Below are 11,929 nucleotides of genomic sequence, written 5' to 3'. Positions count from 1 at the left end.
GTGTTGAATTGTGCGGAGGGTCGCTCCGATGAGCATTTCCTCTGACGGTCGGCTCGTACGCGGAGGCCCTGCTCGGATATGCGGTCATATGCCGGCGCCCGGGTAAGAGGGCATATGCCACCCCCAAAAGGCCGGCCCCCGAGAGCCGGTCCCAGGACGGGTCCATGCCGGGCCCCATGCCGGGCCCCGAGGTCAGGCGCCGAGATCGGGCGGCGTCATCGTGAACCGCGCGTTCACCTGGGCATGGACGGTCTGGCGCTGCGGTTCGAGATCGAGCGCGGGGGTCGCGTCGGCCGCTTCGGCGCCTCCGAAGCCCCGGCTGCGCAGGGCGCCGGGGGCGGGAGGCATTCCGTAGGCGACGGGATTCTCCGCGCCGAGGTCGGCCAGTTCCACCAGGGCGGCGAGCCGGGCGCCGATCGCTTCGGCGTATTCGCGGGCGCGCTGGACCGCTTCCCGTACCGCCTGGCGGCGCGCCTGGCCATGGGCGGGCGAGTCGGGGCGCAGGGCCCACCAGGGGCCGCCGACCTGGGTGAGGTCGAGATCGGCGAGGCGGGTGGTGAGTTCGCCGAGGGCGGTGAAGTCGGCCAGTTCGACGGTGAGATGGACGCGGCCGTGGTACGCGCGGACCCGTTCGCCGCGCCCGTGCTTGGTGAGTTCGGGGCTGATGGAGAAGGCGCCGGTCTCCAGTTTCTCGACGGCGTCGCCGTAGGACTTGATGAGGGTGAGGGCTTCCGCGTTGCGCCGGGTGAGGTCGTCGAGCGCGGTGCGCCGGTCGGTGCCGCGGGCGCCGATGGTGACACCGATCCGGGCGATCTCCGGGTCCACTTCGAGCCGTGCCTCGCCGCGGACGGCGACCCGGGGCGCGTCGGGGGTGCCGTAGGGCGGGGCGGGGGTCGGTGTGTCGGTGGTCATCTGGGGCTCGCTCCCTCGTGCGGTGGTTCTGCCGCGGTTCCGCGGCGGCTCTCCGGCGGTCTCGGGTGGTGCTCGGCCGTGCGTGCCGTACGCCGTATGTACGGGGCGCGGCGACGCGGCGCCGCGGTGCCGCGCGCGGCGGCCGTCGGCGGTCCGGTCGCCCGTACCCCCACTCTCGCACTCGGGTGCGACAGTCGGCAGTCATCTGATCGAAACCTTGCGGGGGTGTTGCGCTCCGGGGTGCGTGAGCCAGAATCTACGCGCGTTGTTCACTGGGCCGAGGGAGAAGAGAACGAAATGCCGCTGAACCGTAGGACGTTCCTGGGCAGCACGGCTGTCGCCGGTGCGGGTGCGGCCCTGGTGGGAGGGGCGGCCGTGCCCGCCGAGGCCACCGGCCGGGGTCATGGTCACGGCCACGGACGTCCGCAGAAGCGGTACTCGTTCACCGTGATGGGGACGACCGATCTGCACGGCAACGTCTTCAACTGGGACTACTTCACGGACAAGGAGTTCGACGACGCCGCCCACAACGACATCGGGCTCGCGAAGATCTCCACGCTGGTCGAGCGGGTCCGCGAGGAGAAGGGCCGCCACAACACGCTGCTGATCGACGCGGGTGACACCATTCAGGGCACCCAGCTCTCGTACTACTACGCCAGGATCGACCCGATCACCGCGAAGCGCGGTCCGGTGCACCCGATGGCGCAGGCGATGAACGCGATCGGCTATGACGCGGCGGCGCTCGGCAACCACGAGTTCAACTACGGCATTCCGGTGCTGCGCAAGTTCGAGGAGCAGTGCCGTTTCCCGCTGCTGGGCGCCAACGCGCTGGACGCCAAGACGCTGAAGCCGGCCTTCGCGCCGTATGTGATCAAGAAGCTGCGTACCCCGCACGGCCGTGAGGTGCGGGTGGCGATCCTCGGACTGACCAACCCGGGTATCGCGATCTGGGACAAGGCGAACGTCCAGGGCAAGATGACGTTCCCCGGCCTGGAGGAGCAGGCGGCGAAGTGGGTGCCGAAGCTGCGGTCCATGGGCGCGGATGTGGTCATCGTGTCCGCGCACTCGGGTACGAGCGGTACGTCGTCGTACGGCGACCAGGTGCCGTACGTGGAGAACGCGGCGGCGCTGGTGGCCGAGCAGGTGCCGGGCATCGACGCGATCCTGGTCGGCCACGCGCACTCGGAGATCGCGGAGCGCCGGGTGGTCAACAAGGCCACGGGCAGGGAAGTGGTGCTGTCCGAGCCCGCCAAGTGGGGCCAGCGGCTGACGCTCTTCGATATCGAGCTGGTGTGGGAGCGCGGCTCGTGGCAGGTCGAGAAGGTCGGGGCGAAGATCCTGAACTCGAACGCGGTCCCCGAGGACAGGAAGATCACCGGGCTGCTCGCGGACGAGCACCGCAAGGTGGTGGCCTATGTCAACCAGGTGATCGGTACGTCCACGGTCGCGATGTCCACGGTGGACGCGCCGTGGAAGGACGAGCCGCTGATCGATCTGATCAACCATGTCCAGGTGGAGACGGTGAAGGCGGCGCTGGCGGGCAGCGAGTGGGCGGCGCTGCCGGTGCTGTCGCAGGCGTCGTGCTTCTCGCGGTCGGCGTCGATCCCGGCCGGTGAGGTGACCATCAAGGACGCGGCGGGTCTCTACCCGTTCGAGAACACGATGGAGGCGCGCCTGCTGACGGGCGCCCAGATCAGGGAGTATCTGGAGTTCTCGGCGCGGTACTACGTCCAGACCCCGGCGGGTGGGCCGGTGGACACCTCGAAGCTGACGAACGCCGGGGGCACGCCGGACTACAACTACGACGTGGTGTCGGGTGTGACGTACGAGATCGACATCGCGAAGCCGGCGGGTTCGCGGATCGTCGATCTCCAGTTCGACGGCAAGGCTCTGGACCCGGCGGCGACGTTCGTGCTGGCGGTGAACAACTACCGGGCGAGCGGCGGCGGCAACTTCCCGCATGTGGCGGCGGCCCAGCAGCTCTGGTCGAACTCGGACGAGATCCGTAACACGATCATCTCGTGGGTGCAGACGGCGGGCACCGTCGACCCGGCCGCGTTCGCCTCGGTGGACTGGAAGCTGACGCGGGACGGTACGCCGGTCTTCTGACCCGCGAGGGCGGCGTCGGCCGGCACCGGTGATCGGTGATCGGCCGGCGCCGGGCGCGGCCGTCAGCGGACTTCGGTGAGCGGGACCAGATCCCTCGGTGCGGGCACCGGGCGGGTCCGGTCCCGTGCGTCGAGTCCGAAGCTGGTGAACGCGGTGCGCCGGGGCAGCGGGTAGGGCTCGGTGCCGGTGAGGTGGTTGAGGATGGTGGCGCCGCGCCAGGCGGCGAGCCCCAGATCGGGTGCGCCGACGCCGTGGGTGTGCCGTTCGGCGTTCTGCACATAGACGGAGCCGGTGACCGCGGGGGCGAGCGTGACACGGTGGTGCTCGTCGACCCGCAGGCGCTCCGAGCCGTCGCGCTCCAGATACGGGTCGAGTCCGGCGAGCAGCGCGTCGAGGGGGCGTTCGCGGTAGCCGGTGGCGAGGACGACGGCGTCGGTGGTGATCCGGGTCCTGGTGCCCTGCTGGACGTGTTCCAGATGGAGTTCCACCTTGGTGGTGGCGACGCGTCCCGCGGTGCGCACGGAGACTCCGGGGGTGAGGACGGCGTCGGGCCAGCCGCCGTGGAGGGTGCGCCGGTACAGCTCGTCGTGGATGGCGGCGATGGTGCAGGCGTCGATGCCCTTGTGGAGCTGCCACTGCCGGGGGACGAGTTCGTCGCGTACGCGCTCGGGCAGGGCGTGGAAGTAGCGGGTGTAGTCGGGGGTGAACTGTTCCAGGCCGAGCTTGGAGTACTCCATGGGCGTGAACGCCTCGGTACGGGCCAGCCAGTGGATCCGCTCCAGTCCGGTGGGGCGGGCGCGCAGCAGGTCGAGGAAGACCTCCGCGCCGGACTGTCCCGACCCGATGACGGTGATGTGTCCCGCGGAGAGCAGCCGGTCGCGGTGGTCGAGGTAGTCCGCGGAGTGGATGACGGGGACCGTGGGTGCCTCGGCGAGGGGCCTGAGGAGTTCGGGGACGTACGGCTCGGTGCCGATGCCGAGCGCGAGGTGGCGGGCGTAGGCGCGGCCGAGGGCCTCGGCGTCGCCGCCCCCGTCGAGCTGGGTGAAGTCGACTTCGAACACGGCGTGTTCGGCGTTCCAGCGGACGGCGTCGACCTGGTGGCCGAAGTGGAGTCCGGGGAGCTGGCCGCTGACCCAGCGGCAGTAGGCGTCGTATTCGGCGCGCAGGATGTGGAAGCGTTCGGCGAGGTAGAAGGGGAAGAGCCGGTCGCGGGCCCTGAGGTAGTTGAGGAAGGTCCAGCGGCTGGCGGGGTCGGCGAGGGTGACCAGGTCCGCGAGGAAGGGCACTTGCAGCGTGGCGTCCTCGATGAGCAGTCCGGGGTGCCAGCGGAAGCCGGGGCTCTGGTCGTAGAAGGCGGTGTCGAGGCCTCCGTGCACACCGTCGGCGAGGGCGGCGAGGGAGAGGTTGAACGGCCCGATGCCGATGCCCACGAGATCGTGGGGGTGGTCGAGGGGGGTGGAGTGGACGGTCATCGGCGGGGGCTGCCTTCCACGGGTCGGGCACCCGGGGGTCCGGGGGCGGTGGTGGTGTCCGTGAAGCACAACGAGCAGGTCCCGCGCGGGGTATGGGCGTCGGTGAAGGACGGCTGAAAACGCCCCGCCCCGGGATCCGTCGTCCGCGCGGGGCGGAACGACGGATTCCGGGGCGGTACGACGGACCCCGGGCCGGTACGGAGGCTCCGGGGCGGGAGGCGGTCCGACGGGCGGGCCGAGGTGCCGGGCGGCCCGTCCTGTCAAGCGGGCATCCCGCCACAGTCGGGCTGTCCGCCGGGCGAGCTGTCCTCGGACGGGCTGTCCGTCTGGCGGGCAGGCCCGTCGGCCGGCTCCCCCCGCCTGCGGCCGGTCAGGCGCCGCGGACCTTCAGTGCCCGGCGCAGATCGTCGAGCTGGTCCGCGAGTTTGCGGCGCAGGGCCGGGATCATCTCCGTACCGTCCAGGCATTCCTCACCGAGGCGCAGTGATTCCTGGTCGACGGCGTGGACGGGGAAGGCGTAGCGCCCGGCGGCCTCCGCGATGGCGGGGCCGCGGCGCCCGGCGAGGGCGACCGCGTCGGGGTAGAAGCGGGCGACGTACTCCTGGACGAGTTCGGCCTGCTCGGGCTGCCAGAAGCCCTTGGCGGTGGCGGTGAACAGGTAGTTGGAGAGGTCGTCGGAGCCGAAGAGCCGTCCCCAGGCCTCGGCCTTGGCGGCGGGGTCGGGCAGCGCGGCCCGGCACTGTGCGGCGCCTTCCTGGCCGGTGGCGCTGGGATCGCGGTCGAGGTCGGCGTCGATGGTGGCGGTGTCGACGGCGCCGAGGACGGCGAGCCGGGCGAGGATGCGCCAGCGCAGCTCGGGGTCGAGTTCGGGGCCGCCGGGGACGCTGTCCGAGCCGAGCCAGTCCTGGAGGGTGTCGGGCTGGGTGGCGGCGTCGATGCAGTGGCGTACGGCGGTGAGGCGCAGCCCGGGGTGGTTGCCGTCCTCGGTGCGGCGGATGAGGTCGCGGCAGATCGCGGTGAGGGTGGCGAGTGCCGCGGGGCGTTCGTCGGGGCCGAGGTAGCGGTTGGTGATCTGGTCGGCGGCGAAGACGAGGACGCCCTGGACGAGGGCGAGGTCGGTCTCCAGCGGGAGGTGGGCGCGGGCCGCGTCGAGGTAGACGGCGGGGGCGAGTTCGCCGTCGCGGACCATGTCACGGGCGGCGTTCCAGATGACGGCGCGGGTGAGGGGGTCGGGGATGCCCGAGAGGGAGCGCAGGGCGGTGTCCCAGGACGCCGTGTCGAGGCGCACCTTGGCGTAGGTGAGATCGCCGTCGTTGAGGACGAGGAGGTCGGGGCGGCGTCCGGGGTGGGCGGTGGTCGCCTCGGTCAGCGGCAGGTCGAGTTCGATGAGGTCGCGTACGACGAGCCGGTCCGGTTCCACCACGTCGATGTCGTAGGTGCCGACGGCGACGCGGTGGGGGCGGCTGCCGTCGTGTACGACGTCGAGGGTCCAGCCGTTGCCGGTGCCGCCGACGACGGGGGTGAGGGTGTCGACGCCGGTGGTGCGCAGCCACTGGTCGGCCCAGGTGTGGACATCGCGGTCGGTGGCCTGGGCGAGCGAGTCGATGAAGTCGGCGAGGGTGGCGTTGGCGAACTTGTGCCGGGCGAAGTGGATGTTGATGCCGGCGAGGAAGTCCTTCTCGCCGAGCCAGGCGACGAGCTGGCGCAGCGCGGAGGCGCCCTTGGCGTAGGAGATGCCGTCGAAGTTGAGCATCGCGGACGCGGTGTCGGGGACGGCGGCGGGGTCCGGGGCGACGGGGTGGGTGGAGGGGCGCTGGTCGGCGTCGTAGCCCCAGGACTTCCTGCCGATGCCGAACTCGACCCAGGTGTCGGTGAAGCGGGTGGCCTCGGTGAGGGTCTGATAGCCCATGTACTCGGCGAAGGACTCGTTGAGCCAGATGTCGTCCCACCAGGTGAGGGTGACGAGGTCGCCGAACCACATGTGGGCCATCTCGTGGGAGATGACCATGGCCCGGGTCTGCCGCTCGGTGTCGGTGACGGCGGAGCGGTAGACGAACTCGTCGCGGAAGGTGACGAGGCCGGGGTTCTCCATGGCGCCCGCGTTGAACTCGGGGACGAAGGCCTGGTCGTAGGAGTCGAAGGGGTAGGGCTCCTGGAACTTCTCGTGGTAGCGGTCGAAGCAGGCGCGGGTGATGTCGAGGATCTCGTCGGCGTCGGCGGCGAGATGGGGGGCGAGGGAGCGCCGGCAGTGGATGCCGAAGGGCAGTCCGGCGTGTTCGGTGCGTACGGAGTGCCAGGGGCCGGCGGCGACGGCGACGAGATAGGTGGAGATGAGGGGGGTCGGGGCGATGGTCCAGTGGCGCCCGCCGGCCCGTGGTGTCTCGGCGGAGGGCCGGGCGATGCCGTTGCCGAGGACGGTCCAGCCGTCGGGCGCGGTGACGGTCAGCTCGAAGACAGCCTTGAGGTCGGGCTGGTCGAAGGCGGCGAAGACGCGCTGGACGTCTTCCATGAAGAGCTGGGTGTAGACGTAGGTCTCGCCGTCGCTCGGGTCGGTGAAGCGGTGCATGCCCTCGCCGGTGCGGGAGTACCGCATGTCGGCCTCGATACGGAGTTCGTGCTCCCCCTCGTCGAGTCCGGTGAGCGCGAGCCGGTTGCCGCTGAGTCCGGCGGGGTCGAGTGTCCGGCCGTCGAGGGTGACGGAGCGCAGCGCGGCGGGCTTGAGTTCGACGAAGGTGTCTCCGGCGGCCCGTGTGGTGAACTGGATGACGGTACGGGAGTCGAAGGTGTCCTCGCCGGTGGTCAGATCGAGAGCGATCGAGTACCGGTGGACAGCGAGGAACTGGGCTCGGGTCTGCGCTTCGTCGCGCGTCAGTACGGACATGGGGGACATGCTGCCCGATGAGGTGCGGGCCGCACAGTAGGGGTGTTTCCGCTTTCAGCGCACGCGGCAGGGGTCTCTCCGCTCCGGGCGCGCGTACCGGGCGCCCCGGCGCGGCGCTCGGCCGCCCCGGCCGTCGTGCGCCGGTGCTACCGGTGGCCGGTGGGGGCTCCGGCGCCGGCTCCGCCGTCCCGTGTCTCGCCCGCGATCGTCTCGTGGTGGCGGATCACCTCGGCGATGATGAAGGTGAGGAGTTTCTCCGCGAAGGCCGGGTCGAGTCTGGCGCTCTCGGCGAGCTGGCGGAGCCGGGTGATCTGGCGGGCCTCCCGGGCCGGGTCGGCGGGCGGGAGGCGGTGTTCCGCCTTGAGGAGGCCGACCTGCTGGGTGCATTTGAAGCGCTCGGCGAGCATATGGACGACGGCGGCGTCGATGTTGTCGATGCTCTCGCGCAGGCGGTCCAGTTCGGCGCGTACGGCGTCCTCGGTGCCGGGGCCCTCGGTGCCGGGGCCCTCGGTACCGGCGTCCTCGGTACCGGCGTCCTCGGTACTGGCGTCCTCGGTGCCGGGGTGTGCGGTGCCGGAGTCTTCGGCGCGGTGGTCTTCGGTGGGGGGACGGCCGGTGCCGGGGTCGCTCGTGGTCATGGTCCGGCAGCTTAGACGGGCCGGTGGGTGCGGGCCGGTCGGTGATCAGGATGCGGGACCACGGGCGACGCGGGCGGGCGGGCGCGGGGGCTCGCGCAGGAGGGGCGGGGGCGGGGATCACGCCCCCGCCCCCGCCCCTCCTCGACGCGCCGAGTACTCCCGGCGCCACGGATCCCGGGACGCCACGGACTCCGACGTGCTACGGGTTCACGTCGAAGGCGCGGTCAGGGATTCAGAGGGTCGACGCGGCCGAGGCGATGGCGGACGCGAAGGTCGAGACCTCGGTGTAGACACCGGGGTAGTTGGGCCGGGCGCAGCCGTTGCCCCAGCTCACGATGCCGACCTGGACGAAGGCTCCGGCGTTGTCCTTGCGGAACATCGGGCCACCGGAGTCACCCTGGCAGGTGTCCGTGCCGCCCTGGGCGTAACCGGCGCAGATCTCCTCGCCGACTATGACGTCACCGCCGTACGAGGCGTCGCAGCTCGCGTCGGAGACGAACGGGACGGACGCCTTGAGCAGGTAGCGCTGCTGGCCGCCGCCCTCGGTCGCGGCGCCCCAGCCCGCGACGGTGAAGGTGCCGGTGTTGTACTGCGTGGTGGTGGCGATCTTCAGGGTCGGCAGGTTGATCGGCTGGGCGAGCTTGATCAGCGCCCAGTCCTTGCCGACGCCGTTGTAGCCGGGGGCCTGGTAGACCTTGGTGGAGCGGACCTTGACGGCGCTGGAGCTCTGGAGGTCCACGACACCGGCGGTGGCGGTGATGCTGGTGTTGTTGCCGGATCCGTTCACACAGTGGGCGGCGGTCAGGACGACGGTGGGCGAGTACAGCGCGCCACCACAGCCCATCGAGAGCCGGACCATGAAGGGGAATTCGCCCTGCGCGGCGCGGGTGCCGCCGACGACGGGCGGCGCGACCGGCGCGACGGCCTGGGTCTTGGCGACCGGCGCGGGAGCGGCGGACGCGGTGGACGGGTTCAGGCTGAAGGCGGCGAGGACGACGGCGCCGACGGCGGCAGATCTCTTGAGGGCACTCAGAAGCTTCATCGGGCTGCCTTTCGTGGGGGGCTGGTGGTGGGGGTGGTGCTCGATGGCCGTACGTGGGGTCCGCCGTCCCGCGGGGACCGGGTCAACGCGCGTTGCGCTGGCCTGACATGGGCCCGACAAGAAAGCGTGATCCGGATTATGGGGAGGAGTTCAGCCACGCCACAAGAACCTGTTTTCGGCCAGAGGAGCGCCGCATATGCCGGTCGGCGTCCGGTGAGCGGACACCGGCGCCCTTTGCGGCGTGCTTGTGCCGGATCGTCCGTCCGTCCGCGCCCCTCCCCCGGATCGCTCCGCCGGATCTCCGCCACCGCCCCGTAGAGTGGATTCCGGTTGACCGGGTTGACCGTCCTCGCAGGGGGGTACGGACGTGACGAACGGCGGCGAGGTCGTGCACGGGTATCCGCATCTCGACACGGCACGGGCGGCGATCACCGCGCTCTACCAACGGCTCTCGCCCGAGGGCATCCGCTCGTACGCCTCCAGCGTCGCCCCGGCCGATGTCGCCTTCTCCGACGTGGACGATCTCCATCTCGGCACCCAGCGGGTCGCGCACGCCCTGGTCCAGCAGCTCCGGCTGCCCGACGCGCGCGTGATCGTGAGCTTCCGCGACATGGAGCAGGCGGCGAGTGTCGAGCTGACCTCGGGCCCCGAGTACTTCATCGAGCTGAACAACCGCTTCAGGACCCACCGCCGGGACATCGGCGCGGCCCTCGCCCACGAGATCACCCATGTCCTGCTGCACCGGCTCGGGCTGAGCTTCCCCGGCACCCGCGACAACGAGATCCTCACCGACACGGCGACGACCTATCTGGGCGCGGGCTGGCTGCTGCTCGACGCCTACCGCGAGGACCGTGACTCCAGCCAGAAGCTCGGCTATCTCACCCCCGAGGAGTTCGGCTATGTGCTCGCCAAGCGGGCCATGGTCTTCGACGAGGATCCCCGTATCTGGTTCACCAGCCCGCAGGGGTACACGTCGTATACGAAGGGCAGGGCGCAGGCGCTGCGCGACGAGCAGCAGCCGCCGCTGACGACCGCGGGCTGGACGGGCCGGCACCGCTACGCCAAGGACCGCCGCTACGCCCTCGACCACCTGGGCGGCGACCACCCGGGCGGCGGCCGTCCGGGCGGCGGGAACGCCGACGGCCGCGCGGGCGGGGCGGCGGACCCGCCGGGCGACCCGGGCTCGCCGTACGCCTTCGAACGGCAACCGGACGGACTGCGCGTCTCGTTCCCCTGCCCCACCTGCCTCCAGCGCATCCGGGTACCGGTCCGCGGACGGGTGCGCGCGCGGTGCGGGCTGTGCCGGACGGTCCTGGACTGTGACACCTGAGCGAGGGGGGAACGTAGAGTCGAAGCATGACGAAAGAGCCGACAGCGGGCGTCGCGGACCTGTTCGAGGCGGTGGGTGACGGCGCGGACGACACCGTCGTACGGCTGCTCAGAGCGGGGGTGCCCGCCGAGGCGACCGACGAGGACGGCGAGACGGCCCTCTACCGCGCGGCGGTCAGCGACCGGGCGGGCGCGGTGCGGCTGCTGCTCACGGCGGGCGCCGACCCGAACCGGGCGAGCGGGCAGGAGGGCTGGGACCTGCCGCTGTGCGGAGCCGCGTGCGGTGGGCACACCCAGGTGGTCCGGGCCCTGCTCGGCGCCGGCGCCCGGCCCGACAGCCGGGAGGAGTTCGATCTCACGGCGCTCGTGTGGGCGGTCCGCCAGGGGTTCGCGGACACGGCGGAAGCGTTGCTGGAGTACGGCGCCGACCCCGATCTGCCGGGCCCCGGCGGTGCGTCGCCGCTGCTGCTGGCGGCCCGTCACGGCTCCCCGGGGACCGTACGGGTCCTGTTGCGGTACGGCGCGGGCGCGCACGAGGAGGCGCTCGCCGAGGCACGGCGCTGGATGGCGCTCGATGTGGAGCGGGAGCTGCGGGACGGGCTGCTGCGCGCCTACGGCGACGGATACGAGACGGTGGTGCGCCGGATCGAGGAGGACGGCTCGGTGACCGTCGTCGTCGAACTGCTGCGGGACGGCAGGCCGGTGGCCGGGCAGGAGCAGCGGACCGGGCACGCCGCCGTCGCGACGCTCCTCGAAGCGGAGCTGGGTCTGGTCACCCCGCACGAGGAGCTGGCGGAGCGCGCCCTGAGCTGCGGGGATCCCGGCCGGGACGACTGGATCGAGTCGGTCTCCGCGCTGTGGCGGCGCGGCGACGAGGAGACCTTCGGCGCGGCGGTGGCCTGGTGCGCGAGTGAGGAGCCGCTGCGGCAGGCCTTCGGCGCGGACGTCCTGGCGCGGCTGGGCGCGGCGGACGGGGCGAGTCCGTTCACGGACCGGGCGGTGCCCCTGCTGCGTGAGCTGTCGCGGCGCGCCGTGGAGCCCGAGCTGGTACGGGCCGTGGTGACGGGCCTGGGCCAGCACGGTGACCCGGCCGCGCTCCCGGAGATCCTGCGGCACACCGGCCATCAGGACACGGGGGTCAGACGCCGGGCGGCACTGGCCCTGACCGGGCTCGTCCCGGGTGACCACCGAGACGGTGTCTGGGCGCTGACCCTGCTGAGCAGGGACGCGGACGCGTCGGTCAGGGACCGCGCGGTGCTGGCGCTGGCGGATGTGGACGCGGACACCCGGGAGGTCCGTGAGGCCCTGGCGGCCCGGCTGAACGACCCGGATCCCGAGACGGCCGCGAGGGCGGCCCGGGGGCTGGCGGTACGTCAGGACCCGCGCGCGACCGAGGCGCTGGCCCGCATCCTCAGGGACGAGGACCCGCGGGGCCGCGCCCGCGAGACGGCGGTGGACGCGGTGCGTTATGTGCGCGACGGCCGGGAGCGCCGCCGCCTGGAACGCACCCTTCCCCGCCGCCACTGACATCACGCCCGGGGCGCCC

7 protein-coding genes and 1 pseudogene are annotated in these 11,929 nt (G+C 72.0%); 3 read left to right on the top strand and 5 right to left on the bottom strand.

Annotated elements, in window-relative coordinates:
• Positions 1-192 precede the first annotated feature (192 nt).
• Positions 193-912 (bottom strand): SIMPL domain-containing protein, encoded by a 720-nt coding sequence (locus tag ACFYYH_RS17240; protein ID WP_388551421.1) that lies wholly within the window; start codon positions 910-912, stop codon positions 193-195.
• 297 nt (positions 913-1,209) lie between these two features.
• Between ACFYYH_RS17240 and ACFYYH_RS17235 the strand changes: the two genes are divergently transcribed.
• Complete coding sequence (locus ACFYYH_RS17235; protein ID WP_388551420.1) at positions 1,210-3,021, top strand: bifunctional metallophosphatase/5'-nucleotidase; 1,812 nt, start codon at positions 1,210-1,212, stop codon at positions 3,019-3,021.
• A gap of 62 nt (positions 3,022-3,083) precedes the next feature.
• On the opposite strand, the gene ACFYYH_RS17230 is transcribed toward ACFYYH_RS17235, so the two are convergent.
• From ACFYYH_RS17230 to ACFYYH_RS17215, 4 genes and pseudogenes are all read right to left on the bottom strand, one after another.
• The gene (locus tag ACFYYH_RS17230; protein WP_388551418.1) at positions 3,084-4,493 is read right to left on the bottom strand and encodes a lysine N(6)-hydroxylase/L-ornithine N(5)-oxygenase family protein; all 1,410 of its coding nucleotides are present in this window, start codon (positions 4,491-4,493) and stop codon (positions 3,084-3,086) included.
• A gap of 370 nt (positions 4,494-4,863) precedes the next feature.
• Complete coding sequence (gene pepN, locus ACFYYH_RS17225; RefSeq protein WP_388551416.1) at positions 4,864-7,374, bottom strand: aminopeptidase N; 2,511 nt, start codon at positions 7,372-7,374, stop codon at positions 4,864-4,866.
• 146 nt (positions 7,375-7,520) lie between these two features.
• A pseudogene (locus ACFYYH_RS17220) lies at positions 7,521-7,859 on the bottom strand (chorismate mutase); the annotation flags it as partial.
• 385 nt (positions 7,860-8,244) lie between these two features.
• Complete coding sequence (locus ACFYYH_RS17215) at positions 8,245-9,054, bottom strand: S1 family peptidase (protein WP_388551414.1); 810 nt, start codon at positions 9,052-9,054, stop codon at positions 8,245-8,247.
• A 367-nt stretch (positions 9,055-9,421) separates the two neighbouring features.
• On the opposite strand from ACFYYH_RS17215, the gene ACFYYH_RS17210 reads away from it, so the two are divergent.
• Positions 9,422-10,384, top strand: coding sequence for a hypothetical protein (locus tag ACFYYH_RS17210; protein WP_388551412.1), 963 nt, complete (start codon positions 9,422-9,424; stop codon positions 10,382-10,384).
• A gap of 26 nt (positions 10,385-10,410) precedes the next feature.
• A complete protein-coding gene (locus ACFYYH_RS17205) occupies positions 10,411-11,910 on the top strand; it encodes an ankyrin repeat domain-containing protein (RefSeq protein ID WP_388551410.1) in 1,500 nt (499 codons plus the stop codon).
• Positions 11,911-11,929: the final 19 nt, after the last annotated feature.

Source organism: Streptomyces sp. NPDC002018 (assembly GCF_042890865.1).
GTDB lineage: Bacteria > Actinomycetota > Actinomycetes > Streptomycetales > Streptomycetaceae > Streptomyces.
This window is presented reverse-complemented; position numbering and strand designations above follow the sequence as displayed.